The following is a 24,721-nucleotide window of genomic DNA, read 5'->3' as shown; positions in this document are numbered from 1 at the left end:
TGAAGGATAGGAACCGTGGGGGGCCCGCAGGCAATGACCGAAGCGGGTGGTGTTAGCCCGCTTTCTTTTGCCTACTTTTCTTTGCGGCGGCAAAGAAAAGTAGGTGCCGCCCCGCACAGGGGCAACGCATGCGACACGAAAGCATCACGCGGATGCCAGCGAAAGCGAAAACAAAAAGCAAAAAACAAAAACAAAAACAAAAACAAAAACCATCACACCGCACCAGCGCCCGGCGAGCGCTTACCCGCCCGCTGCTTAAGCACCCGCGCCTGCAGCACAATCACGAGCAGCAGAAACACACCACGTATCACCGATTGCCAATAAGCCGACAGGCTAATAAACCCAAGCCCATTCTCGAAGTTCAACAGATTAAACACGAGACCGAGCAGCAGCACGCCCGCAATCGTCATGGCGATGGAGCCTTCGCCGCCCGTAAGCAGCGTGCCGCCGAGCACGACGGCCGAAATCGCAAACAACTCCCAGCCGACGCCTTCGTTCGGTTGTCCCGCGCCGAACTGCGCAGCGAGAATCACGCCCGCAAGGCCCGCCAGCAAGCCGCTCACCGCATACACGGCGACCAGCGTGCGATTCACGTTCAGCCCCATCAGACGCGCCGCTTCCTCGCTGCCGCCGATCGCCAGCGAATGCCGCCCGAAGCGCGTGCTGCGCAGCGCAAGCCACCCCGCAACCGCGGCGACCAGCGCGATCAGGCCGGGAATCGGCAGGCCGAACAGATCGCCCTGTCCGAAGTTCGCGAAGTTGGTATCGGATGAAATCGACACGGCGTCGTTTCTGCCTAGCAGCAATCCGAGACCATGTGCGCCGAGACTCGTCGCCAGCGTCGTGATGAACGGCAGGATTTTCAGCCGCGTAATGATGATGCCGTTCAGCACGCCGACCAGCAGCCCCGCGCCCGCACCGGCGAGCACGGCGATCCAGCCGCCGTACGGACTGGCCAGCGCCGCGACGACGCTCGACATCGCCGCGACCGTGCCGACGGACAGATCGATGCCGCCCGTGATGATCACGAAGGCCATGCCGACGGAGATCAGCGCGAACATCGAGTTGTAGCGCCAGAACGAGGTGATGTTGTACTCGGATGCGAAGTGCTCGTAGCGCACGAGGCCGAGCACGATCAACGCGCCGAGCGCGATCAGGATAGGCAGGTTCTTTTTCATCGGATCGTCTCTAACGAAGCGTTCAGCGCGAGCGACGCTGCACGTAAACCGCCGCGATGATGATGCCCGCCTTGACGACGAGCGCGGCGGCATCGGGAATGCCGTGCGCGAGCAGCGTGTAGCGCAGCAACTGGATGATCAGCGCGCCGATCAGCGTGCCGCCGATGTACGCCTTGCCGCCCGTCAATGCCGTACCGCCGACGGCCACCGCCGCAATCGCATCGAGTTCGATACCGAGCCCGACCACGTTCGCATCCGACGACGAATTCACCGAAATCGAAATCAGCCCCGCGAGACCCGACAACGCCGCGCACAGCGTGTACGCGAGCATCTTGACGCGCGTGGTCGGCACGCCGCTCAGATACGCGGATTTTTCGTTGCCGCCCGTCACGAGCAGATACTGGCCGAACAGCGTTTTTCTCACGACCCACGCGAAGAACGCGACCAGCGCAAACATCAGCAGCACCTGGAACGGCACGCCTGCCACCTTGCCGAGCGCGATCCACTGGAACGCGGGATTGTTGAACGCCTGCAAGCTGCCATCGGTGACGACCTGCGCGATGCCGCGTCCGGCGATGAACAGCACGAGTGTCGCCACAATCGGCTGCACCGCTAATCGCGTGACGAGGAAACCGTTGAACACGCCGCACACGGCAGCCGCCAGCACGGGCAGCACGAACGCGAGCGCGATGCCGAGCGGCCCGGCGATATGCAGGAACAGCATCGGCGCGAGCGCGCCCGCAATCGCCATCGACGCGCCCACGGAAAGATCGATGCCGCCCGTCGCCACCACCAGCGTCATGCCGATCCCGACGATCACGATCGTCACGACCTGCGTCAGATTGACGTTGAAGGTTTGCAGCGACCAGAAGTGCTGCGTGAACAGCAGGTTGAAGACGAGCATCGCGAGCAGCACGACGATCTCGCGCTGGATCGTGATGTGGCGCTTCTTCTTCACCGTCGATGGATCGGGCGACGCTGAAGCAGCCGCGAGCGGCGCGCCGTCATTGCGGAGCGACTCATGAGCCATGACGGTCGCCCTCCGTGACATCGCCGATATGTGCGGACTGCGCCGCTTCCACCAGTTGCGAGGTGCCCGCGCTGCCGTAGGCAATCGCGTCCATGATCGCGGATTCGCTCATTTGCGCGCCATCCAGTTCGGCGACCGTGCGGCCGTCGCGAATCACGACGGCGCGATCGGCCACAGCCGTCAGTTCTTCCAGTTCCGAGGCGGACAACAGCACCGCCATGCCTTCGTCGCGCAGTTCGCGCACGATCTTTGCGACATCCGCTTTTGCGCCGACGTCGATGCCGCGCGTCGGTTCGTCGAGCAGCAGCAGCGACGGCTGCGCGGCGAGCCAGCGCGCGAGCAATACCTTCTGCTGATTGCCGCCCGACAGTTCGCGGATCGGCTGATCGGGCGAACGCAGCTTGATGCCAAGCGACGCAATGAATCGATCGACGATCGCCTGCTGCTTTTTTACATCGACGATGCCGTGCTTCGACAGCGTGCGCAGACAGACCAGCGTGAGGTTGTCGCGCACCGACAGTTCCGGCACGATGCCTTCCGCCTTGCGGTCTTCCGTGAGATACGCGAGGCCGCGCGCAATCGCATCTTGCGGCGATTTCAGTGCGACGTCCTTGCCGTTGATCGACAGCGTGCCGCGCTCGGCGGGATCCGCGCCGAACAGAAGGCGCATCGTTTCCGTGCGGCCCGAGCCGAGCAGGCCCGCGAGACCGACGGCTTCACCTGCATGCACATCGAGCGACACATCGCTCACCTTCGGATGCGCGGACAGATTGCGCGCGGAAATGGCCTTGTCGCCGCGACGTGCGAGATTCGCCTCGCGCGCCGCGCTATCGTCCTGCACGACGGCGGCGAGCGTGCGGCCGAGCATCGTGGTGACAAGCTGGCGCTTGTCGATGTCCTTCATGGCGCTTTGCGCGACAGTTTGTCCATCGCGCATCACGGTGACGCGGTCGCACAGCGCATACAGTTCGTCGAGCCGATGCGACACGAAGATCACCGCACGGCCATCGTCGCGCAGCTTGCGCACGACGGTGAACAGCAACTCGACTTCGCGCTCATCGAGCGACGAAGTCGATTCATCCATGATCACCATCTTCGCGTCCGACGACACAGCGCGTGCGAGCGCAACCATCTGCTGAATCGCCGTCGAATAGCTGCCCGCCGGTTTCTTCACATCGATCTGCAAGCCAAACGATTCGAGCAGCGCCGACGCGCGCCGCTGCACTTCGCGCCAGTCGATCAGACCGAAACGGCGCGGCTCGCGGCCCAGAAAAATGTTCTCCGCCACCGAGCGGAACGGCACCAGATTGATCTCCTGATAGATCGTGCTGATGCCGGCTTCGCGCGCCTCTTTTGGCGTGCGGAAATCGATCTCGCGATCCTCGAAGCGCACGCTGCCGCCCGAGCGCCGATAGGCGCCCGTGAGGATCTTGATCATGGTGGATTTGCCCGCGCCGTTCTGGCCGATCAGCGCGTGGACTTCGCCCGCGGCAACGGTGAGGTTCGCGCCGCGCAGCGCGGCGACGCCGCCGAATGAAATATCGATGCCCTGCATGTCGAGCAGGGGCGCGCGTGCAGCCGACGGTTGTACGCCTGAATTCGTGTCAGGTTGCGCGGTGGATTGCGTCACGTTTGTCTCCTGTCTCATGCTGCATCGCTGGCGATGCAGCGCAAGGCTATCTTCCTGGCCGCGACGTTCATGGTACGCCCGACAAAGCGAAGCGACGGCCCGCTGAGCGCGAAAACGCGCGCAACCGACACGTCGCTCCGAACCCTTCCCGCCGGCGAAGCGCATGCGTTTCGCCGAGGTCTTGCCTTCAGGCCATGTCGCATGCCGCGCTGCGTGGGTCGCGGCATGCTGGCCTCTTCACTGCTTGCGCAACAACGCCTGTCAAATGCTCAAAAGCTGCTCAAAAGCCGCTCAGTCGAGGCTCAATAGCCGTACTGCATGCTTTCCTTCACGTTGTTCTTGTCGTAGAAGCGGTCGGACACCTTGACCCACACAGGGATCTTCTCGCCCTTCGCAAACTTCTCCGCGACATCGCAAGCGAGCGGGCCGAAGAACGGGCTCGACTGCACGCTCGCGCCGAGTTCGCCTGCGGCGATCGCATCGAGGCCACCCTTCGTACCGTCGATGGTGACGATCTGGATGTCCTTACCCGGTTGCTTGCCCGCAGCCTTGAGCGCCGCGATCGCGCCGAGCGCCATTTCGTCGTTGTGCGCGTACACGGCCGTGACGTCGGGATGAGCCTGCAGCAGCGTTTCCATCACCTGACGGCCCTTGTCGCGCGCGAAATCGCCGCGTTGCGAGGCGATGATCGACATGCCCGGATTCTTCGCGATCACTTCGTCGAAGCCCTTCTTGCGGTCGTTCGCAGCGGACGCGCCCGTGGTGCCTTCGAGTTCGATGATCTTCGCCTTGCCGCCCGTCGCCTTGACGAGCCAGTCGGCGGCGCGGTGGCCTTGATCGATGAAGTCCGAGCCGATGAACGTGATGTAGTCGCGGCCTGCCTTCGCCACCGACTGATCGACGTTGCGGTCGACGAGGATCACGGGAATGCCGGCCTTCTTCGCCTGCAACACGACAGGCGCGAGCGGCTTTTCTTCACGCGGCGGGAACACGAGCAGATCGACGTGCTGCGCGATCATGCTCTGGATGTCGGAGACCTGCTTCGAGTTGGAGCCGTTGGCGTCCGTCATCACCATCTGCCAGCCGCACTTCGCGGCGACATCTTTGAAGCTTTGCGTTTCGGCGAGACGCCACGGATTGTTGCTCTCCGTCTGCGCGAAGCCGACTTTCAGCGGTTTCTTGGCGGGAATTTTCGGCAGGTCGTCGGCGTGTGCCGATGCCATGCCCAATCCCAATGCGGCTGCCAGCAATGCTGCGGCAAGCGGTTGAAGCCGTTGTCCGCGCGAATCCCGATTCTGCGACGCCATGTCTTCCTCCAGTACCAGTTGGTGTGTTTTGCTTTTGTGCTTCAACTGCTGCCGGCACTTCGGTGGTAACCGGTCGTGCCGATTATTTCATCACGAATTATTATTGGTCAATCACTAATAATATTAATTGCTGCAGGTTTTGCCTCGGTAATTTCCCTGACTGACCCGCGTTCGATCAGCGGACCGTCGAGTTTCACCATGCGATGACGCACGGGCGCACCGGCTGCCTGGTTGTGCACTTCCTGCATCAGCGTATCGACGGCCCAGCGGCCCAGTTCGTAGTTCGGCAGCACCACGGTCGACAGCGGCGGGTGTGTGTGGCGCGCGATTTCCTGGTCGTCGTAGCCGAGCACGGAGACGTCGTCGGGGACGCGGTAGCCGAGTTGCTTGAGCGCCTCGATCGCGCCGAGCGCCATCAGGTCGTTCGCGCAGAAGATGGCGGTGGGCGGGTGCGTCTCGCGCATCAGCGAGAGCGTGTGCTCGAAGCCCGTGCCCGAACTCCAGTCGCCGTCGCGCACCAGTTCGGGCGCGAAGGGCAGGTCGGCGGTGGCGAGCGCGGTGCGATATCCCTTGAGGCGGTCTTTCGCCGCGTCCTGCCAGTGTTCGCCGTTGATAAAGCCGATGCGCCGGGGGCCCGCGCGTAACAGGAATTCCGTGGCGACGTGGCCGCCCGCGACTTCGGCCGGCACGATCGACGACTGGCCGCCTTCGCTCGTGTAGCAGTTGAGCAGCACGGTCGGCACCTGCGAGAGCGCGGCGGGCAGCGTCACCTTGCGCGTGTAGACGGTCGCGTAGATCACGCCGAACACCGTCGGACTGGCCAGCACGGCGTCGAGCACCTGCTTTTCGACATCGGCGTTACCGTGCGTCGAGTAGACGGCGAGCAGCTTGCCGTTCGCGTAGGCGGCGTCGCGCGCGCCGTCGATGTTCACCACCGGGTGCGGGCTGGTCGAGATTTCGTCGGCGAGATAGATGATCAGGTTGCGTTCGCCCGAGGCGGGCGGCAGCGGTTCGCGCGCAGACAGCCGATAGCCGAGATCCTGCGCGGTTTTCAGCACCTTGTTGCGGGTCGCTTCGGAAAACTTCGCGCTGGTCGCGTTGTTCAGGACGAGAGATACGGTCGATTGCGATACGCCGGTTAGCTTGGCGATATCGGTCATCGTCGGGCGGCGCTGAGTCGATTTTTTCATTGATCTGGCCGCGCAACGGCGGCTCGTTGACGGTGAATGCCGCAGGCATCGTGGTACTGACGGTACCACTAATAATATGCGCCGGACAACACGCGCAAACCCCGCTTTTTCGCTTCGCGCGATGCGCCGGAAAGGGCAGGTTCGCGTAAGGATTATTACTAATAATATTGACCAATGGAAGCAGCCGTGCGATTCTCGCTCGCGCGGGCCGCATCGGCAGAAGGCATCCGAACGCATCCGAACACGCGCGCCCGCCGACGCTGCACCCGTCCACGCCCATTCAAACGACTATGCGCGAAGCCATTCCCCATCCGTCCGCAGCCGATTTCGCCACCGATCTGCGCATCGACGATCCGTCGCTGGTCGTGCTGTCGAGCGGCGATACGACTCTTGTGGTGGCGCCGGAAGTCGGCGGCGCGATTGCCGCTTACTTCATTACCACACACGAACAGGCGTCGCCGCGCGCGCTGCACTGGCTGCGTCCCGCGACGCGCGCGGCGCTCGCTGCCCGCGATCCGCTTCGGATGGCGAGCTTTCCGCTGTTTCCGTATTGCAATCGCATTCGTGACGGGCGCTTCGCGTTCGAAGGCCGCGTGATCGATCTTTCCGGCGACGGCAACCGCTACGCGCATGCGCTGCACGGTCACGCGTGGCGTAGGCCGTGGCGCGTCGGCGCGCGCACGGCTTCATCGGTGGAATTGCATTTCGAGCATGTGCCGGATAGCGGCGCGCGTGGCGACTGGCCGTTCCGTTATCGCGCGACTCAGCGCATCGAATTGCTCGGCGATGCCTTGCGCGTGACGCTCGCTGCAGAAAATCTGTCGGACAGTGCGATGCCGTTCGGCATGGGACATCACCCGTACTATCCGCGCACGGCGAATACGGTGATTACCGCGCAGGTGGAGCAGATGTGGCACGCCGACGCCGACGTGCTGCCGACGCATCTCGGCCCGCATCCCGCCGTCGATGCATTGAAAACCGGCATGAGCGCCGACGCCTTCGATCTCGACAACAACTTCAGCAACTGGGCGCGCAGCGCGACGATTGCGTGGCCGGACGAGCGTCGTCGCGTGACGATGACGGCCGACGCCCCGTTCAACCACATGGTGATTTTCGCGCCCGCAAACGATGTGCAGCTCTGCGTCGAACCCGTCACGAATACGACCGACTGCTTCAACGCCACCACGGACGAGGCTCGCGAGCGCGCGGGCTATCGTGTGCTTCAGCCGGGCGAAACGATCAGCGCTGAGATCAACTGGACGCCGCAGCGCGACTGACGCGCCACGGCGCAATCACTCGACGCGTAGCCGCGCCATATAGGGCAGGTGATCCGACAGCCAGGCGGTTTCCTGCGCCGGCTGGATCCATTCGACCGGCTTCATGCCGCGCACGAACATCTTGTCGAGCGCCAGCGCGGGCGAGAACGCCGGAAACGTGCGGCCCGGCTCGCCAAGCAAGGTCGCGACTTCCTTCAGTCCATGCTCGCCGAACAGCGGCACGGAATCGTTGCGCCAGTCGTTGAAGTCGCCTGCCAGCACGAGCGGGCCATCCGGCGCTTCCTTCGAGATCCAGTGCGCGATCCAGTGCATCTGACGCAAGCGCGCCTGGCGCGTCAGCGCGAGATGCGCGCATAGCAGCGTCACTTCACGGCCACCAAAGGTCGCACGCGCGACCAGCAGGCCGCGCCGTTCGAAGCGGTGCGCGGAGATGTCCCAGCGTCCGCCGAGATCGAGAGGATGCGGCGACAGGATCGCATTGCCGTGCCGCCATGACGGCTTGAACACGTTCGGTCCGAGGGCGATCTGCAGTTGCAGCGCTTCGGCGATTTCGGTCGCCTGGCAATGCCAGACATCGCTATCGATGTCGCCCATGCGCGCGCCGAACGAACTCGCCAGCACGGGGCCGGGCATCCGGCGCGCCATCGCTTCCTGCAGGAAATATGCATCGGCATGCACCGACTGCACCCACCGCTGCATCGCCTGCCATGCCTGGAAGCCAAGCGGCGAGCGGCCCTTGTGCAGGTTCCAGCTCACGGCGATGAAGTCTCTGCGGTCGAGGTTGTCGCGTATCAGTTCTTCGGGGTTTCGCATGCCGCGTTATCCACGTCGTTCATTGAGTTCACGGGTTGTTTGCGACGCTTGCACGCAATCGATATACGAGATTCGGATCTTTGTCGACGATCGTCCATGAGGCCCAGTCGCTGCCCGGCGGCACTTTCAGCCCAGGATGGTTCGCGCTCACCTGACGCGGCTGCGGCGGCAGCTTGCAGCCGGTGTCGGTCGTGCGCGTGGAGGTTTCTTCGAGCGTCTCCTGCGCATCGATCGAAAACGTCACGCCGCTCGCATCGGCCTGGGTCGGCGAAATGGTCAGCGTGCGCGACAGGTCGATGCTGCCGGCCGGCATATCCTTGCAGCCGACATTGTTCTGCACCACGTGATGGTGCGTGTCCGTGCGCGCCTGGCCGACGGTCGTGCTGCCGTCGAACGAATCGATCTGCTGACCGTCGCGCATCACCTGCAGTTCCCATTTGACGACAGGCGGCGCGCTGCGCGGCTGCGTCTGGGCCATCGTGGCCTGAGCCACCAACGAGGCGCCGATCACGACGGCGACGAGGCTGGTTTTCCACATGTACAAAAGTCTCCGGAATCGCTGCGTTTCGCTCAAGCGTGCGGCATTCGCGCGTTCTTTCTTGCGACCGCCGACCATCTTACGCTTTATCGGGATAACGGTTTTTCTGACACCAGATCTGGAACCAAGGTTCAGCGCGCGGCAGTTACATTGCATTGCAGATGGGGTGCGCATGTGACGATTCAAGCAATTGCCTCGCCCGCTATGTGTGATTAGCAGCAGACCCGCGTGGCTGCTGGCTTGCATGCCATTTCGGCGTCGTTACACTGAAATTGAAGCGGCGTCGGGGACGCTGCGAGCGCAAGACGGCACGACGGGGGAAGCAATGACAACGGCCATGGTGAAACAGGAAATTGCAGTGGCATCGTTCAGCAAGGTCTATGACCTGGATCAGGTCGAGACGGCGCTCAACGAACTCAGCGAAGGCGCCAACGACGCACTGCGTTGCACCTACGAAAAAATGCTGAAGGTGGGGAATCTGCGCTTTTGCGTGAAGCCGAACCGGATGCCGTCCATCGACGATCTGATCGGTTCTTTGCCCAACTTCACCGAACCGCTCGACGACATCCGCAAGCAGGTCGCGCTGTGCCTCGAAACCGACGACCGCCTCGAACTGATGCCGATTCTGCTGCTCGGCGATCCCGGCATCGGCAAGACGCATTTCGCGAAGCAGCTGTCGCGCATGCTCGGCACCGCGTATCACTACGTGGCGATGAGTTCGCTGACGGCGGGCTGGATTCTGTCGGGCGCGTCGTCGCAATGGAAGAACGCGAAGCCGGGCAAGGTGTTCGACGCGCTCGTGCACGGCAGTTATGCGAACCCGGTGATCGCCGTCGATGAAATCGACAAGGCGACGGGCGATTCGCAATACGATCCGCTCGGCGCGCTCTACGCGCTGCTCGAACATGACACAGCGCAAACCTTCATCGACGAATTCGCGGAGATTCCCATCAACGCGGGTCATGTGATCTGGATCGCGACGGCCAACGATGAGCGCGCGATTCCCGAGCCGATCATGAACCGGATGAACGTCTACGAGATTCCGCCGCCGGACCGCGAAGGCTCGCGGCGCATCGCGCAGTCGATCTACGACGAGATCCGCTCGGCGCACGGTTGGGGCCAGCGTTTTCCGGTGCAGCTCGGCGGCGCGGCGCTCGACGCGCTGATGCAGGCGTCGCCGCGCGAAATGCGGCGCGCGATCCTGAACGGATTCGGCTCCGCGCGCATCGCAAACCGCGATCACATGAACGCCGACGATATTCGCCTCGACTACAACTCGCGCCGCAAACCGATCGGTTTCTGACGCGTATTGCGCCGTTTATGCGAACGGGCCGCACGCAAGCGGCCTGTTCATTGTTTCAGTTATGTGCCTATTTCATAGCGAATTTAAGGCGTTTCCGATTGCATTTGAACAGTTTGCAACAACAGTCAATTTCGTTAATGAGGGTCGGCAACTCGATAGCCGAGGGCTAGACTGCGTTCACTGAAATGCAAATGCGTTTCGAACCAGACCACCTCAGGAACCGATCATGAAGAAGCTCTCGCTTGCCGCTCTGCTGATTTCCGCTGTCGTTGCTGCTCCTGCTTTCGCGAGCGGCTATAGCCCGGCTCCGACGCAAACGCCGTCGTCGATCAACGCGCCGAAAACGCGTGCCGAAGTCCGCACGGAACTGGCGCAAGCCCGCGCCAACGGTGAACTGAGCCTGAACCCGAATGCGCCTGCGTATCCGCAGCAGTTCGCGACGGGCGGTTATACGGTCCCCGTTGCACACGTCGACATCCGTCATCTGTTCAAGCGCACAACTGCCGAGGATTGATCAAGCCTGTTGTGGCGCAGGCGGAACGAGTCCGCCAAATTCACCAGGAATGGGCGTCGTGGGCGTACACTGAGTCAAACGCCCGACGCGTTCCCACCTATCGATGCCCGCAGCCGCCCAAGGCTGCGGGCATTTGTGTCTGTAGCGCGTCGCGTGATTTCGCAATGTGCAGGTGAAGCGTTCGACAGCACGCGGTCACGGTCATGAAGACGCCGCACGCTATCGAATCCTGGTGAATGACGAGGTAGAACGCGGCGCGTTGAGCCGCGTCCAACGGACATGGATCAGATCGAATGTGTGGTGATCGGCGCCGGTGTCGTCGGTCTTGCCGTCGCGCGTGCACTGGCTGCGCGCGGGCGTGAAGTGATCGTGCTCGAAGCGGCGGAAGCCATCGGCGTCGGCACGAGTTCCCGTAACAGCGAAGTCATTCACGCGGGCATCTACTATCCGCGCGGCTCGCTCAAGGCGACGCTATGCGTGCGCGGGCGCGAAATGCTGTACGACTACTGCGCGGAGCGCGGCGTGCCGCATCAGCGTTGCGGCAAACTGCTGGTCGCCACGGCGCGCAACCAGGTTCCCCAGCTCGAAAGCATCATGGCGCGCGGCAAGGAAAACGGCGTGCTCGACCTGATGCGCATCAGCGGCGAAGAGGCACAGGCGCTGGAGCCGTCGCTGCAATGTGTGGAAGCGGTGTTCTCGCCGCAGACCGGCATTGTCGATAGCCATCAACTGATGCTCGCGCTTCAGGGCGATGCCGAACGCGACGGTGCGGTATGTGCGTTCCATGCGCCTGTCGAAGAGATCGAAGCCGTCAACGGGCGTTTCGTCGTCAAGGTTGGCGGCAGTTCACCGACAACCATCGGCGCGGCATGCGTCATCAACAGCGCAGGACTTCACGCGAACAGGATCGCCCGCAAGATTCGCGGTCTCGACGCGCGTCACGTGCCGCCGCTTTATCTGGCGCGCGGCAACTACTTCAGCATCTCGGGGCGCGCACCGTTCAACCGGCTGATCTATCCGATGCCGAACGAGGCAGGTCTCGGCGTGCATCTGACCATCGATCTCGGCGGCCAGGCGCGCTTCGGCCCGGACGTGGAGTGGGTCGATTCGATCAACTACGACGTCGATCCGCATCGCGCCGATTCCTTCTATGCAGCGATTCGCGCGTATTGGCCTGCGCTGCCCGATCACGCGCTGCAGCCTGCGTATGCGGGTATCCGTCCGAAGCTGTCGGGTCCGGGCGAACCTGCCGCCGATTTCCAGATTCAAGGTCCGGCTGCACACGGCGTGCGCGGGCTGGTGAATCTGTTCGGTATCGAGTCGCCGGGTTTGACGGCATCGCTGGCGATTGCGCAGCGCGTGTGCGAAGTCAGCGGACGCGCCTGAAACCCACACGCTATCGATTCCCTTATGACCGACATTTGACGCGTCACGCGCGTCAGCTTCATTGCTATGCTTGGGGACCGCTGTCGTCAGAACGGCGTAGATCCCCACAATACCAATGGAGTGAGTCCCCATGAACAATTCCCGTCGTACGTTTCTGATTACGAGCATCGGTGTGGCATCGACGCTCGCGTTGTCGCGCCAGGCATTCGCCGACGCACCCAAGGTGACGGAAGCCGATCCGACCGCCAAGGCGCTCGGCTATGTAGAAGACGCATCGAAAGTCGACAAGGCCAAGTACGCCAAGTACGCCGCCGGCCAGGATTGCGGCAACTGCAGTTTCTATCAAGGCAAGGCCACCGACGCCTACGCAGGCTGCCCGATGTTCGCGGGCAAGCAGGTCGCGAGCAAGGGTTGGTGCAGCGCATATAACAAGAAGGCCTAAGACAAAGACCGTCAGTCTCCATGGGCATGGTTCGGGCGATGCAACGCAGCATCGCCGTGCCTGCCTCTCGCAGCAGCGGATAGAGCGCACGCCGTGCAATGCGGCGATGCGCTCTTTGTCGTATGAAAGTCGCTTGAAATCGGATGTCGTGCTCTTTTACACTCGCATGGCGTGCGAGCGGGGCCACCACGACGGGCCCATTCGAACCAGTTCAATCCAACGCACCCGACGCCTCGACGAAGGCCGGAGACACCGATGTCACTAGCAGCGAGGAGCTTGAACACGCGTGCGGTCACGGCGGCCGTCATCGGCAACGCGCTCGAGTGGTACGACTTCATCGTGTTCGGCTTCCTCACCGTCGTCATCGCCGAACTCTTCTTTCCCGCCAGCAGCGACTACGCGTCCATTCTTCTGACTACCGCGAGCTTTGGCGTCGCCTTCGTGATGCGGCCTGTCGGCGGCATCGTGCTGGGCCTTTACGCCGATCGCGCTGGACGTAAAGCTGCGCTGTCGCTGGTAATCGCGCTGATGACGCTAGGCATTCTGCTGCTGGCAATTGCGCCGCCGTATTCGGCCATCGGCATCGGCGGGCCGATCATCATCGTCGTTGGACGCTTGCTGCAAGGGTTCTCTGCGGGCGGCGAGTTCGGCAGTTCGACGGCGCTGCTGATCGAAGCGGCGCCGTTTTCGAAGCGCGGTTTCTATGGCAGCTGGCAGATGGCGAGCCAGGCCGCTGCGCTGCTGCTCGGTGCCGTGGTCGGCGCGGCCGTGACGCGCGGTCTGTCGCCGGAAGCGCTCAAGTCGTGGGGCTGGCGCGTGCCGTTCATTCTCGGTCTGGTGATCGGGCCGATCGGTTTCTACATTCGCCGCAATCTCGCGGATTCCGAAGCATTTTTGCATGCGAAGCAGACTGCTCGCCCGGCGACGCTGCGCGAGGTGCTCACTCACCACAGCCGCGACGTGATGTGCGGCCTCGGTTCGGTGATCGCGCTTACCGTGACGATCTACGTGCTGATCAGCTATCTGCCCACCTTCGCGGTGAAGCAACTGAAGCTGCCTTATTCGGATTCGTTCACGGCGGTGATCGTCGGGAATCTGCTGCTGATGGTGTTGTCGCCCGTGGCGGGCGCGTGGTCCGATCGCATCGGACGCAAGGGTTTGTCGTTATGGTCGCTGGCTCTGACGCTGGTGCTGATCTATCCGCTGTTCGCGTGGCTCGAAGCCGCGCCGAGCGTATCGAAACTGGTGCTCGTGCAGGCCGTGCTGTCGATCGCGTTGTCCGGCTACTACGGACCGTTCGGCGCGCTGATGGCGGAACTCTTTCCAGCCAACGTGCGCTCGATTGGCCTTTCGCTCGCGTACAACTTCGCGGTGATGCTGTTCGGCGGCTTCGGGCAGTTCATCGTCACATGGCTGATCAGGACGACAGGCTCACCGCTCGCGCCGACGTACTACGTGATGTGCGGGCTCGCGTTATCGATTCTCGCCATCGCGTGCGTGCCCGCGAAACGTCACGCCGATCTCGACGCGATGCGCAAACCCGTCGATGCACTGGAGCGCCGCTAGCTGCGCGCCGGCATCAGCGGCGGCCGGCGGTCGAACCATGGCCGCGCCGCTTCGAGTTGCGCGGCGAGCCGGAGCAGCGTCGCTTCGCCGCCTTCGCGCGTGGCGAACTGCACGCCGATCGGCAGACCGCGCGCGTTCCAGTAGAGCGGCACGGACATCGCCGGTTGTCCCGTCAGATTGAACAGTTCGGTGCAGCCCGCCCACGCGAACGCCTTGTTCGACACTTCCGTCAGCAGCTTGCGCATCAGCGGCTCGACGGGCACGGTGGTGACGGCGCGCATCTGCATTTTCTCGATAGCAGTCGGCTGCATTTCACCGATCTTGATCGGCGCGGACGCGAGCGTCGCGCACAGGATGGCGTCGTAGCGCGTCATCAGATCCGTGAGCTTCGCGCTCACCTGGCGCTGCGCTTCGAGCGCGGCGGGCAATTCGCGTTCGCCGAACTTGCGGCCGATATGGCCCATCGTCCAGGTGGCGATTTCGAATTCCTCACGATTCGGTTTGCGCCCCGTGATCTGATCGGCTCTCAAGACAAGATTTTCTGCGCTGACCGACCAGATCATCAGAAACGCTTCGCGCAGGCTCGCGAAATCGACGCCGAGCGTCACGGGTTCGATATGGTGACCGAGCGATGCTGCGAGTTGCGCGGCGTCGTCGAGTGCGGCGCGGGCGTCGGCGGATAGCGTGACGGCCAGCATCGGATCGGTGACGAAGGCGATATGCAGCGGCTTGCACGGCTCGCTCGTGGCGGCGAGAAAAGTGCCCGGCGCGCCCATCGGACGATCGGCGTTGCCCGAGGTGAGATCGAGCAGCAGCGCACTGTCGCGCACGCTGCGCGAGACGGCGTGATCGATGCCGAGATCGCCGGGCGCGGGGACGGCGTTCGATGGCTGCCGTCCGCGCGAAGGCTTCAGGCCGAACAGGCCGCAGCATGAAGCAGGAATGCGGATCGAGCCGCCGCCATCCGATGCATGCGCGAGCGGCACGATGCCCGCCGCGACAGCGGCAGCCGAGCCGCCGCTCGAACCGCCCGGCGTGTGATCGAGACTCCACGGATTGCGGCACGGTCCAAATAGTTCGGGTTCCGTATAAGGCATCTGCCCCATTTCCGACGTGCTGGTCTTGCCGAAAATATTGAGGCCGGCTGCGCGCGTGCGCGTGACGAGCGGTGCGTCTTCGTCGGGAATGAAGTGGCGGTAGTGGCGGCTGCCCATCGACATGCGCAGCCCTTTGACGGGCAAGCCGAGATCCTTGACCAGATACGGCACGCCCGCGAGCGGCCCGTCGCCGATTGCCTCGCCATTGCCGTTGCCGTTCGCCGCTTCGCGCGACGCACGCTGGCGCGCGGCGTCATAGTCCTTCAGCACGATTGCGTTGATCGCAGGATTGGCGGCTTCGGCGCGCGCGATAGCCGTTTCCAGCAATTCGCGGGCGCTCACCTTGCGCTTGCGCACGAGATCGGCGAGACCGATCGCGTCATGATCGAGATAATCGGATTGCACGACGACGGCCCCCGTTCAACTGGAATGCTGATGACGTCGCGCGCGGGCTGTGCGCCCTGAATGACAGCGCAGGGCGCGACGCAACCGCGTCGCGCCTCTAGCGTAACTTACGCGTGGGTGCCGAGGAAAGTCAGCGTGCGGCCATGCGCGAGTGCCGATGCGTGCTGGTTGTAGCTCGCGCGATGATCGCAGTTGAAGCCGTGATCGGCGTTCGGGTAGATATACAGTTCGACGTCGTCGCGGCCCGCGAAGCGCTCCTTCACCTCGCCGACGGCCGACAGCGGAATGCCGTGGTCGAGTTCGCCATAGTGGAACTGCAGCGGAATCTTGATCTGCGGCGCCTTGTCGAGCGCGTTCTGGATGCCGCCGCCGTAGTACGACACGGCGATATCGAGCAGGCCTTCAGCCGCAGCCAGATACGCAAGACGGCCACCGAAGCAGTAGCCGATGCCCGCGACCTTGCCCGTTACTTCCGGCATCGCGCGCAGCGCGGCAGCCGTTGCGCCGATGTCGGCGACAGCGAGATCGACATCGGTCTTCTGCAGGATCTCGATGCCCTTGTCGCGATCCGCGCCGGCGTAGGTCAGTTCCACGCGCGGTTGCGTGCGCCAGAAAATATCCGGTGCAATCGCGATGTAGCCGTCTTGCGCGTATTGATCGACGACGTCACGAATGTGGCCGTTCACGCCGAAGATCTCCTGAATGATGATGACGGCCGGGCCCTTGCCGCTTTTCGGCGTCGACATATAGGCGCCAAACGAATCATTGCCGGTTTGAATGTCGATCCATCGGGAAGTCACGCTCACGTTTTTTCTCCTTGCATAAACGGTGAAGCCGCTATCGGGCGGGCAATCGTTTGCGGGCATCTCGCCCGCAGCGGGCGCCCAGTGTGCCAAAAAAAGAATGCGTCTGCAGCGAGCGGCCCGCGCGGCAGGCTTACCGTAAGGGGATTGAAACGCACGCTGCTGAAAAATGCAGCAAGCGGCCCGCATGCGCGATGTGGATCGATGATGGCCGATGACGTTAGAGCGTCGAAAACGGCACTCGTACTCTATATAGAGTGCGTCGCTTCGGAACGCTTGAGAACGTTCTCAAGGATGCTTTATCACTATTGTGTTTACCCGTTATGACGCGATGGGCGCACATCAGGCCCATTAACGGATGAAGCCCGAAAAGGTTGATAGCGACGCTATAGAAGAAAGCCTCGTATGCCGGAAAGCCGCACCAGCCGTTGCTTTCCGGCCATATGAGGCGCGCCTTTCACGACTAAGTGGGATAAACGCTATTGGTGTTGTTCCCACTTCCTCAAAAAAACCCCACAAATTAATTTGATGGCCTACACTTGCGCGCAAGCGCGGGGCGCCACCTGCCACAAACAGGCTGGAACGCGTGCTTGCCAAGTGCATAACGATGCAACCGGCGGAGTCGTCCACGGGATTTGAGCGACACGGTAGGAAGCGGGGCACAAGGGCGATTACGTTGTTTTTCGGGACCGAAATCGGAGACTTACATGAACACCAAAATCCAAAAGCTGTTGCCGATCAGCGCTGCGGCGATGCTGTTTGCAACGTTGGCGACGACGGCTATGGCCGACGAAACCGTCAAGATTGGCCACGTTGCACCTTTGACGGGTGGCATTGCTCACCTGGGCAAGGACAACGAAAACGGCGCACGTCTCGCGGTTGAAGAGATCAACGCCAAGGGTCTGACGATCGGCGGCCAGAAGATCACGCTGCAACTGGATGCACAGGACGACGCAGCTGACCCGCGTACGGCTACGCAGGTTGCACAGAAGCTGGTTGACGACAAGGTCGTCGCAGTGGTCGGCCACCTGAACTCGGGCACGTCGATCCCGGCTTCGAAGATCTATAGCGATGCAGGCATCGTTCAGATCTCGCCGTCGGCAACGAACCCGGCCTACACGCAACAAGGCTTCAAGACGACGTACCGCGTCGTCGCGACCGATGCGCAACAAGGTCCGGCACTGGCTAACTACGCAGCCAAGGGTCTGAAGGTCAAGAGCGTCGCGATCGTCGACGACTCGACGGCATACGGCCAGGGTCTCGCCAACGAATTCGAAAAGACGGCAAAGTCGCTGGGCCTGAACGTGATGTCGCATGACGCGACGAACGACAAGGCTGTCGACTTCCGCGCCATTCTGACGAAGATCAAGGGCGAAAACCCGGACGCGATCATGTACGGCGGCATGGATGCAACGGGCGGCCCGTTCGCCAAGCAAGCCAAGCAGCTCGGCCTGCGCGCGAAGGTGCTGGCTGGCGACGGCGTGTGTACGGACAAGCTGTCTGACCTGGCTGGCGACGCAACCGACAACATCGTCTGCTCGGAAGCCGGTATGGCACTCGAGAAGATGGCTGGCGGCGCAGAATTCCAGGCCAAGTATCAGAAGCGTTTCGGTCAGCCGATCCAGATCTACGCTCCGTTCACGTATGACGCTGTGTACATCATCGTCGACGCAATGAAGCGTGCTGGCTCGACGGATCCGGCAAAGATCCTCGCAGCAATGCCGAACACGGACTACAAGGGTGTGATCGGCGAAACCACGTTCGACTCGAAGGGCGACCTGAAGCACGGCGTGATCTCGCTGTACAACTACAAGTCGGGCAAGAAGACGCTGCTCGACGTCGTGAAGATGTAATAGCCGTTCGTGTAATCTGCGGACGCGGTTCGCCGCTGTTCGCAGACGCGAACCAGCCTGAAAAGGCTTAGAGGCACGTGGGTTTTCCCGCGTGCCTTTTGTTTTGCCTGTCTCATTTGCGCGCCTGTCCGCGCATTTCTTTTTTGTGCATTGGATGCAGTAACGGCGTTATGGTCGAATCAGGAAAACCACGCGAGGGGATGCGGTCGTGACACGAATGATCGATGACGAATGGCGGCGCTGGATCGCCGAGAACCTGTTGCTCGACGCATCGCCGGAAGCCGTGCACGCCGTGCTCATCGAGCATGGATTCGAGCGCGAGCAGGCGTTATGCGAAATCGGTAGCGCGCAGCAAAGCCCTTATTTTCTAGCGGGTTCGCGCTTGCGCAATCGTTTGCGCAAGCGCGAATGGATGCTTTCCGTGTGTGGCGAGCTCAACGGGATGCGCGCCGGCGCGGCGCGTATCGAGCGTCACGCGCGTCTGTCGCGTGAGGCGTTCTACGAGCAGTTCTATTTCCAGAACCGGCCTGTGATCGTCACCGGCATGTTCGATTCATGGCCCGCGCGCAAGCTGTGGAATTTCGATTACTTCCGCGCGCGCTGTGGTCGCGCCGAAGTGGAAGTGCAGTTCGGGCGTGAAGCCGACACGAACTACGAGATCAATCAGCCGCAGTTGAAGCGCGTGATGCGCTTTGGCGAGTACGTGGAGCTCGTCGAGCGCGCGGGCGTGACGAACGATTTCTACATGACGGCGAACAACGCGTCGCGCAATCGTACGGCGCTCGCTGCGCTGTGGGCGGACGCGCCGTCCATTGGCGAGTATCTGGATGCGGCGCCTGCCGACGCCGGCTTTTTCTGGTTCGGTCCCGCCGGTACGAAGACGCCGTTTCATCACGACCTGACCAACAACCTGATGGCGCAGGTGATGGGCCGCAAGCGCATTCTGCTCGTGCCGCTCACCGATACCGCGCATATGTACAACCATCTGCATTGCTATTCGCAGGTCGACGGCGGGGCGATCGACGTCGAGCGCTTTCCTTCGTTCGAGCGGGCGCGCGTGATCGAATGCACGCTCGAGCCGGGCGAACTGCTGTTCGTGCCGATTGGCTGGTGGCATTACGTCGAGGCGCTCGATGCGTCCGTCACGATGACGTACACGAATTTTCTCGAACGCAACGATTTCGGCCAGACGTACAGCACGTATCGCGAGTTGTGAGCGGGCTTGCACGCTGAGATAAAAAAACGGCGGACCGATGTTCTGGTCCGCCGTTCCCCCCTGACGCTTCAGTTGCCGTCGTTAGTTGTCTGGTTGCACGGGACGCGCTTGATGCGTTCCCGTCGAAGCAGCGTTTCATACGCATGGAATGAATTGCAAGGGCTATGCCATTGCGACCGGATCGGCGTCGATTGCGCGCGAGCCTTGCAGAATCAGGCGCCCGGACGTGCTGTGCAGCATGTCGCGCGCGGTTCAAACGCGATGTGTCGCGGAACATGCGGACATATGCGGCGCGCGTAACGTAACGCGAGTGACGGGAACGACGTGAGTGAAGCGTGCGACGCTGAAGGCTCGCGTCGATCAGATACCGAGCCGGCGCAGCACCTTCGGTCCGATGAATGCGACCAGCGCCGCACACAACGCGACGACAGACAGGCCGATGGGCAGATTCGTCACCTGCGCCACGCCGCCGATGATCACCGGCCCGAGCAGCAAGCCGAAATAGGCGAGGCCCGCGACATGCGCGAGTCCTTCGGCTGCGTGGATGCCCTTGACGCGCGCGGCGGCCGCGAACAGCACGGGCATCATGTTGGCGAGACCGAGGCCCATCAGCGTGAAGCCCGTCAACGCGGCGATTGGCGTGGGCAGAAGCAGCGCGCCGATCATGCCCGCACAGGCTAGCGACGCGCTCGCCGCGATCAGTTGCGGCGCGCCGAAGCGTGCGCGCACCGCATCGCCTGCAAAGCGCGCGGCGGCCATGCCGCCAGAGAACGCGGCATAAGCGGCGCTCGCGACAGCAGGCGTCGACACCACCACATCGCGCATGTAGACGGTCGCCCAGTCGTACATCGCGCCTTCGGCAATCAGCGCAATCAGCGCGATTCCGCCGAGCGCCCACAACGCGGGCGAGCGCCAGCGGTTGCCGCGCGGCGTGTGTGCATCCGGATGATCGGCATGCGGAACGTGCGGCAAAACCGAAGGACACGCAGCCACGAGCACGCCAGCGCTGATCAGCGCGGCGAGCAGCAGATGCACGGCGGGCGCCATGCCGTGCGCGAGCGCCGCGCCGCCGACGGCCGCGCCCGCCATCCCGCCGACGCTGAACATGCCGTGCAGCGACGACATGATCGGCCGGCCGAGCGCTTCTTCGACGGCACTCGCTTCGGCGTTCATCGCGACGTCGAGCGTTGCCATGCCCGCGCCGAAGAACGCGAGCAGCACCAGCAGCATCCAGTAATAAGGCACCACGAGGATCAACGCGCCTGCCGCCGACATCACGAGCCCGCCGGCGAGACAGGCGCGCCGCGTGCCGACCCGCGCGATCCCCGGCGCGTTGGTCACCATCGCGCCGATCGAGCCGCCCGCCACCGCGAACAGCGCGAGCGACAGCATCGCCGGATTCAGCTGGAAGCGGTCGCGCACCGTCGGCACGTGCACGCCCCACGACGCATACATCATCCCCGCGATGAAAAAGAGCGCCATCGTCGCGTAGCGGGCCCGGTTGCGCGCGCTGACAGACAGATTGCGATGCGCGGCGGGTAAGGATGCGGATTCGGACGGGTGGTCGGACACGGGTGACTCGGTGAGTAGATAAGCAACGCGCGGGCAATGCGGAAGTCGCGTAAATAAACAGCGCCGCAGCAGCGCAAGTGCGAACGCTGAAGCCTGGCAGCAGAAAGCGAAGTGAAAGCGCTTCCACATTCTAGCGAAGCGCGCGATGTCGTGCGGGGAAGTCCCTGAACTAATATCTACTTTCCACGCGCAGTGTCCGGCCTGTTTGCGGCCGGGTGATGTCGACGGGCATCGCGCGCCATGAAAACATTCGACGAGGACGCGCACTTGAACATTCCCGCTCACGCTCCGCTGCACCTGCTGCATCAGGCCGCGATCGGCACGCTCGCCACGCATGCGCGCCAGCCGCAAGGGTTTCCGTACCCGACCGTGCTGCCGTTCGCGCCGGATGCACAGCATCGCCCGACCATTCTCGTGAGCCGTCTCGCCGAACACACGCGCAACCTGCATTCCGATCCGCGTGCGGGCTTCCTGATCGTGCACGCGCCCGACGGTGATGTGCTCAACGGCCAGCGCATCACGCTCGTCGGCACCTTCGAACATGTCGATCCCGCGCCGTCCGTCATCCAGCGCTATCTGCGCTATCAGCCTGATGCCGAGCGTTATCTGGTGCTGGGCGATTTCTCGTTCTGGGTGATGTCGATCGAGCGGATGCGGTATATCGGCGGATTTGGCGCGATGGGCTGGCTGAGTGCGGCGGACCTCGATCCGCTCGACCCCGTTTCATTCGATGAAGAAACCGCGCTGCTGGCGTTTTTCGAAGATCACCCGAAGCGTCCGGCGCATATGCAGTTGCTGGGTGTCGACCGGTATGGCGCCGATCTGAAGATGTCGGGAGTGCGCACCCGTGTGATGTTCGATTCGCCCGCGCCTGATGCCGAATGCCTGCGTGTGGCACTCGATGATTGCATCGCGCGCGCGCTCGATGCGTAGCGGTTAAAGCACTGCCGTTTTTACCGCAATACGGGGCGGGATTTTACATTTTGCCGGATAAAACTCGCATGGCATGAAATGTTGTGGAATGAATTAACCATTGCTTTTCATGGTTTGCCAGTTAAATATGAATTTATTCCTCAGATGAGCGTTATTCAGTGAAAGAATAATTCGACCGGCTGAAACCCGCGATTGCCAGTTTCGTGAAAGTTTATGAAATTGAGATTAATTAATTTTCGACTGTCTCTTTTCTGGGGTTTCAATTTTGTGTTAATCTCGCCTGCAAATTCCGAGGCATGATCACTTTCCGGACTAATCGGCATAGACCGCTCGTCCATTTATTGAACCACAAGGAAACTATGTCCTCCTACAGGGAACTACTCGCGCAGCGCGAAAAGCTCGAAAAGCAGATCGAAGAGGCAAAAGCGCGCGAGTATGCGGAAGTGTTAAACGAGATCAAGCAGAAAATGTCCGATTACGGCATTTCGCTGGCTGAGCTCGGCGGTGGCCCGCGCGCAAAAGCCGCAAAGGCAGCGGGGCGTCCCCGCGCAGGTGTTGCACCCAAATATCGTGATCCCGCGAGCGGTAGCACGTGGTCAGGCCGTGGCAAGCCGCCGCGCTGGATTGCTGGTCAGGAACGCGAAAAATTTCTCATCGAGAAATAATATGACTTAAGGCTTGCATCGCAAGCAACGCATTAAGAAAAACCGCGCTCCATTCGGAAGCGCGGTTTTTTATTGGGCGAAGTCTTTTCGTTTCTTAGGACAAACGAGGCCCCGATCCTCTCCAGTTTGGTGAGAATGCTTCGCATTATGATAAGCACATGATTTAAAAGGTATTTTTGTGTGCTTAAGAGCGGCTTCACAAAGCGACGGGTAGAATAAATGGTAACGAACCCGTTTGCCTTCAAATGCCTTCCAACCAGACCGCTCAATCCGCGGAAAAACAGCGCGTCGCGCGCAAAAGCACTTACGTCAGCATCGGACTCAATACGGTTCTGATGTCGGTGCAGATTGTCGTAGGCGTGATCGCGCATTCCCAGGCGCTCGTCGCAGACGGCGTGCATTCGCTTGCCGATCTGATTTCCGATTTTGTCGTGCTGATTGCCAATCGCCATAGCGGCGTCGGGCCGGATGCGGATCACAATTACGGACATAGCCGGTATGAAACGGTCGCGTCGCTATTTCTCGGCGGCCTGCTGATTGCCGTGGGCGGCGGTATGTTGTGGCGCGCCGCCACACGGCTCACCGATCTGGACAGCATCCCCGCCGTTCATTTGAGCGCGCTCGCGGTTGCGGTAGTCGTGCTGGTGTCGAAGGAAGCGCTCTTTCGCTACATGTTGCGCGAAGCGGAGCGCGTGCGTTCGGCCATGCTGATCGCCAATGCGTGGCATGCGCGATCGGACGCGGCGTCGTCGCTGGTGGTGGCGCTGGGCATTGTCGGGAGTCTCGCGGGCGTGCGCGTGCTCGATCCCGTTGCAGCAGCCGTGGTCGGCTTCATGGTCGCGCGAATGGGCTGGACCTTCGGCTGGGACGCGCTGCAAGACCTGTCCGATCGCGCGCTCGACGAGTCCGACACCGCCGATCTGCGCGCGCGGATTCTGACCACACCCGGCGTGCGCGACGTCCACGAATTACGCACGCGCAAGATGGGCGACTTTGCACTGGTCGACGCGCATGTTCTCGTCGACCCGATGATCTCGGTTTCCGAAGGCCATTACATCGCAGAGACGGCGCGCGCGCGGGTGCTATCCGATAATCGTGTGCTCGACGCGCTGATTCACGTCGATCCCGAAAACGACGCGATTGCGCGTCCGCCGGTCAACCTGCCGCCGCGTGCAACGATCGTGGCCGAAGTCGAAGCGGCGCTCGCCGCGCAGGGACTCCGGGCGGCTAACGTGAACCTGCATTATCTGAGCACGGGACTCGACATCGAAGTGACATTGCAACCGTCCAGGCTGGAAGCGCTGGAAAGCGAGGCGCAACATCTGGCACGGATCGATCTGGAGACGCTCAAGCGCAAGCTCGGCGCGCGCCGGCTGAATGTGACGCACGCGGTGGATGTGTCGACGGCTGGCGCGGAATTGCAGCGCGAGCCGCGCGGTGACGGTTGAGCGTACCTTGACGGAGGCGTGCAGGGAGTCCCGCCTCTGCCAGAGAGTGCGCCGCTTACAGAGGCAGTTGCGTATCGAACTTGATCTCGCGCAGCACGACGCTCGTGCGAACCTGCGCGACAGCCGGAATCTTGAAGATGCGGTCGTGAAGGAAAGTGTCGTACGCCTTGATGTCGGGCGCGACGATCTTGAGGATGTAGTCCGATTCGCCCGTGGTGCTGTAGCACTCGGTCACTTCGGGGCAGGTAGCGATTTCGCGCTCGAACTGCTCGACGCCGCCCTCGGTGTGCCGGGTGAGATGGATATGCGCGAGCGCGCATACGTGCAAACCGAGCTTTTCGCGATCGAGCAGCGCCGTGTAGCGCTGGATGATGCCCGATTGCTCCATGTCCTTGATGCGCCGCCAGCACGGCGTGCTGGACAGGCCGACCTGGTCGGAAATCTCCTGCACCGAACGGCGCGCGTCTAGTTGCAAAAGACGCAGGATCTTTTGAGAGAACGTATCGAGTGTCAACTGCGCCTCCGTTGTCGCGTCGCCTTTTCCCGTTAATGGTA

22 protein-coding genes are annotated in these 24,721 nt (G+C 62.3%); 11 read left to right on the top strand and 11 right to left on the bottom strand.

The genetic code is table 11. The annotated features are described in order from the left end of the window. Positions 1–212 precede the first annotated feature (212 nt). From DK391_RS25500 to DK391_RS25480, 5 genes are all read right to left on the bottom strand, one after another. The gene (locus DK391_RS25500) at positions 213–1,178 is read right to left on the bottom strand and encodes an ABC transporter permease (RefSeq protein ID WP_109480774.1); all 966 of its coding nucleotides are present in this window, start codon (positions 1,176–1,178) and stop codon (positions 213–215) included. A gap of 22 nt (positions 1,179–1,200) precedes the next feature. Next, the gene (locus DK391_RS25495; RefSeq protein WP_109480773.1) at positions 1,201–2,208 is read right to left on the bottom strand and encodes an ABC transporter permease; all 1,008 of its coding nucleotides are present in this window, start codon (positions 2,206–2,208) and stop codon (positions 1,201–1,203) included. Next, complete coding sequence (locus DK391_RS25490; protein WP_204117435.1) at positions 2,198–3,763, bottom strand: sugar ABC transporter ATP-binding protein; 1,566 nt, start codon at positions 3,761–3,763, stop codon at positions 2,198–2,200. The genes DK391_RS25495 and DK391_RS25490 overlap by 11 nt, the downstream gene beginning before the upstream one ends. A 377-nt stretch (positions 3,764–4,140) precedes the next feature. Then, positions 4,141–5,145: an ABC transporter substrate-binding protein gene (locus tag DK391_RS25485; protein WP_109480771.1), complete on the bottom strand. Its 1,005-nt coding sequence runs from the start codon at positions 5,143–5,145 to the stop codon at positions 4,141–4,143. 107 nt (positions 5,146–5,252) lie between these two features. After that, positions 5,253–6,335: a LacI family DNA-binding transcriptional regulator gene (locus DK391_RS25480; protein ID WP_239482947.1), complete on the bottom strand. Its 1,083-nt coding sequence runs from the start codon at positions 6,333–6,335 to the stop codon at positions 5,253–5,255. A 290-nt stretch (positions 6,336–6,625) separates the two neighbouring features. Between DK391_RS25480 and DK391_RS25475 the strand changes: the two genes are divergently transcribed. Further along, positions 6,626–7,612 carry an aldose 1-epimerase gene (locus DK391_RS25475; protein ID WP_109480781.1) on the top strand — a complete coding sequence of 329 codons (987 nt, stop codon included), beginning with the start codon at positions 6,626–6,628 and terminating at the stop codon, positions 7,610–7,612. 15 nt (positions 7,613–7,627) lie between these two features. Here DK391_RS25475 and DK391_RS25470 read toward each other — a convergent pair whose 3' ends face one another. Both DK391_RS25470 and DK391_RS25465 read right to left on the bottom strand, forming a co-directional pair. Further along, positions 7,628–8,425 (bottom strand): endonuclease/exonuclease/phosphatase family protein, encoded by a 798-nt coding sequence (locus DK391_RS25470; RefSeq protein ID WP_109480770.1) that lies wholly within the window; start codon positions 8,423–8,425, stop codon positions 7,628–7,630. 28 nt (positions 8,426–8,453) lie between these two features. Beyond that, positions 8,454–8,963, bottom strand: a complete 510-nt coding sequence (locus tag DK391_RS25465; protein WP_109480780.1) for a hypothetical protein — start codon at positions 8,961–8,963, stop codon at positions 8,454–8,456. Positions 8,964–9,288: 325 nt separating this feature from the next. On the opposite strand from DK391_RS25465, the gene DK391_RS25460 reads away from it, so the two are divergent. The 5 genes from DK391_RS25460 (at position 9,289) to DK391_RS25440 (ending at position 14,174) form a co-directional block, all read left to right on the top strand. After that, complete coding sequence (locus DK391_RS25460; RefSeq protein WP_109480769.1) at positions 9,289–10,266, top strand: AAA family ATPase; 978 nt, start codon at positions 9,289–9,291, stop codon at positions 10,264–10,266. A 226-nt stretch (positions 10,267–10,492) separates the two neighbouring features. Then, positions 10,493–10,780, top strand: coding sequence for a DUF4148 domain-containing protein (locus tag DK391_RS25455; RefSeq protein ID WP_109480768.1), 288 nt, complete (start codon positions 10,493–10,495; stop codon positions 10,778–10,780). A gap of 279 nt (positions 10,781–11,059) precedes the next feature. Then, a complete protein-coding gene (locus DK391_RS25450; RefSeq protein WP_109480767.1) occupies positions 11,060–12,166 on the top strand; it encodes an NAD(P)/FAD-dependent oxidoreductase in 1,107 nt (368 codons plus the stop codon). Between the two features lie 130 nt (positions 12,167–12,296). Beyond that, complete coding sequence (locus DK391_RS25445; RefSeq protein WP_109480766.1) at positions 12,297–12,608, top strand: high-potential iron-sulfur protein; 312 nt, start codon at positions 12,297–12,299, stop codon at positions 12,606–12,608. Between the two features lie 255 nt (positions 12,609–12,863). After that, complete coding sequence (locus DK391_RS25440; protein ID WP_109480765.1) at positions 12,864–14,174, top strand: MFS transporter; 1,311 nt, start codon at positions 12,864–12,866, stop codon at positions 14,172–14,174. On the opposite strand, the gene DK391_RS25435 is transcribed toward DK391_RS25440, so the two are convergent. Together DK391_RS25435 and DK391_RS25430 are read right to left on the bottom strand one after the other, a co-directional pair. Beyond that, positions 14,171–15,676 carry an amidase gene (locus DK391_RS25435; RefSeq protein WP_109480764.1) on the bottom strand — a complete coding sequence of 502 codons (1,506 nt, stop codon included), beginning with the start codon at positions 15,674–15,676 and terminating at the stop codon, positions 14,171–14,173. The genes DK391_RS25440 and DK391_RS25435 overlap by 4 nt on opposite strands. Before the next feature lie 107 nt (positions 15,677–15,783). After that, positions 15,784–16,482 (bottom strand): dienelactone hydrolase family protein, encoded by a 699-nt coding sequence (locus tag DK391_RS25430; protein WP_109480763.1) that lies wholly within the window; start codon positions 16,480–16,482, stop codon positions 15,784–15,786. A gap of 704 nt (positions 16,483–17,186) precedes the next feature. On the opposite strand from DK391_RS25430, the gene DK391_RS25425 reads away from it, so the two are divergent. Both DK391_RS25425 and DK391_RS25420 read left to right on the top strand, forming a co-directional pair. Then, positions 17,187–18,332, top strand: a complete 1,146-nt coding sequence (locus DK391_RS25425) for a branched-chain amino acid ABC transporter substrate-binding protein (RefSeq protein ID WP_109480762.1) — start codon at positions 17,187–17,189, stop codon at positions 18,330–18,332. Between the two features lie 217 nt (positions 18,333–18,549). Then, positions 18,550–19,548 carry a cupin-like domain-containing protein gene (locus DK391_RS25420; RefSeq protein WP_109480761.1) on the top strand — a complete coding sequence of 333 codons (999 nt, stop codon included), beginning with the start codon at positions 18,550–18,552 and terminating at the stop codon, positions 19,546–19,548. 360 nt (positions 19,549–19,908) lie between these two features. On the opposite strand, the gene DK391_RS25415 is transcribed toward DK391_RS25420, so the two are convergent. Further along, positions 19,909–21,120: an MFS transporter gene (locus DK391_RS25415; protein WP_109480760.1), complete on the bottom strand. Its 1,212-nt coding sequence runs from the start codon at positions 21,118–21,120 to the stop codon at positions 19,909–19,911. Between the two features lie 267 nt (positions 21,121–21,387). Here DK391_RS25415 and DK391_RS25410 point away from each other — a divergent pair, with 267 nt between their 5' ends. The 3 genes from DK391_RS25410 (at position 21,388) to DK391_RS25400 (ending at position 24,166) form a co-directional block, all read left to right on the top strand. Further along, entirely contained in the window at positions 21,388–22,053 is a 666-nt protein-coding gene (locus DK391_RS25410) for a pyridoxamine 5'-phosphate oxidase family protein (RefSeq protein ID WP_109480779.1), read from the top strand. 359 nt (positions 22,054–22,412) lie between these two features. Then, on the top strand, positions 22,413–22,718 hold the full coding sequence (locus DK391_RS25405; RefSeq protein WP_109480759.1) for an H-NS histone family protein: 306 nt from the start codon (positions 22,413–22,415) through the stop codon (positions 22,716–22,718). A 245-nt stretch (positions 22,719–22,963) separates the two neighbouring features. Beyond that, the gene (locus DK391_RS25400; protein WP_109480758.1) at positions 22,964–24,166 is read left to right on the top strand and encodes a cation diffusion facilitator family transporter; all 1,203 of its coding nucleotides are present in this window, start codon (positions 22,964–22,966) and stop codon (positions 24,164–24,166) included. A gap of 55 nt (positions 24,167–24,221) precedes the next feature. Here DK391_RS25400 and DK391_RS25395 read toward each other — a convergent pair whose 3' ends face one another. Then, positions 24,222–24,680: an Lrp/AsnC family transcriptional regulator gene (locus DK391_RS25395; RefSeq protein WP_012399541.1), complete on the bottom strand. Its 459-nt coding sequence runs from the start codon at positions 24,678–24,680 to the stop codon at positions 24,222–24,224. Positions 24,681–24,721: the final 41 nt, after the last annotated feature.

This window comes from Paraburkholderia sp. C35, assembly GCF_003121405.1.
Classification (GTDB): Bacteria; Pseudomonadota; Gammaproteobacteria; order Burkholderiales; family Burkholderiaceae; genus Paraburkholderia.
This window is presented reverse-complemented; position numbering and strand designations above follow the sequence as displayed.

Excerpts from the sequence above, each read along its gene's own strand:
- DK391_RS25500 (WP_109480774.1), bottom strand. The coding sequence starts at position 1,178 with ATGAAAAAGAACCTGCCTATCCTGATCGCGCTCGGCGCGTTGATCGTG.
- DK391_RS25495 (WP_109480773.1), bottom strand. The coding sequence starts at position 2,208 with ATGGCTCATGAGTCGCTCCGCAATGACGGCGCGCCGCTCGCGGCTGCT.
- DK391_RS25490 (WP_204117435.1), bottom strand. The coding sequence starts at position 3,763 with ATGCAGGGCATCGATATTTCATTCGGCGGCGTCGCCGCGCTGCGCGGC.
- DK391_RS25485 (WP_109480771.1), bottom strand. The coding sequence starts at position 5,145 with ATGGCGTCGCAGAATCGGGATTCGCGCGGACAACGGCTTCAACCGCTT.
- DK391_RS25480 (WP_239482947.1), bottom strand. The coding sequence starts at position 6,335 with ATGAAAAAATCGACTCAGCGCCGCCCGACGATGACCGATATCGCCAAG.
- DK391_RS25475 (WP_109480781.1), top strand. The coding sequence starts at position 6,626 with ATGCGCGAAGCCATTCCCCATCCGTCCGCAGCCGATTTCGCCACCGAT.
- DK391_RS25470 (WP_109480770.1), bottom strand. The coding sequence starts at position 8,425 with ATGCGAAACCCCGAAGAACTGATACGCGACAACCTCGACCGCAGAGAC.
- DK391_RS25465 (WP_109480780.1), bottom strand. The coding sequence starts at position 8,963 with ATGTGGAAAACCAGCCTCGTCGCCGTCGTGATCGGCGCCTCGTTGGTG.
- DK391_RS25460 (WP_109480769.1), top strand. The coding sequence starts at position 9,289 with ATGACAACGGCCATGGTGAAACAGGAAATTGCAGTGGCATCGTTCAGC.
- DK391_RS25455 (WP_109480768.1), top strand. The coding sequence starts at position 10,493 with ATGAAGAAGCTCTCGCTTGCCGCTCTGCTGATTTCCGCTGTCGTTGCT.
- DK391_RS25450 (WP_109480767.1), top strand. The coding sequence starts at position 11,060 with ATGGATCAGATCGAATGTGTGGTGATCGGCGCCGGTGTCGTCGGTCTT.
- DK391_RS25445 (WP_109480766.1), top strand. The coding sequence starts at position 12,297 with ATGAACAATTCCCGTCGTACGTTTCTGATTACGAGCATCGGTGTGGCA.
- DK391_RS25440 (WP_109480765.1), top strand. The coding sequence starts at position 12,864 with ATGTCACTAGCAGCGAGGAGCTTGAACACGCGTGCGGTCACGGCGGCC.
- DK391_RS25425 (WP_109480762.1), top strand. The coding sequence starts at position 17,187 with ATGAACACCAAAATCCAAAAGCTGTTGCCGATCAGCGCTGCGGCGATG.
- DK391_RS25420 (WP_109480761.1), top strand. The coding sequence starts at position 18,550 with ATGATCGATGACGAATGGCGGCGCTGGATCGCCGAGAACCTGTTGCTC.
- DK391_RS25405 (WP_109480759.1), top strand. The coding sequence starts at position 22,413 with ATGTCCTCCTACAGGGAACTACTCGCGCAGCGCGAAAAGCTCGAAAAG.
- DK391_RS25400 (WP_109480758.1), top strand. The coding sequence starts at position 22,964 with ATGCCTTCCAACCAGACCGCTCAATCCGCGGAAAAACAGCGCGTCGCG.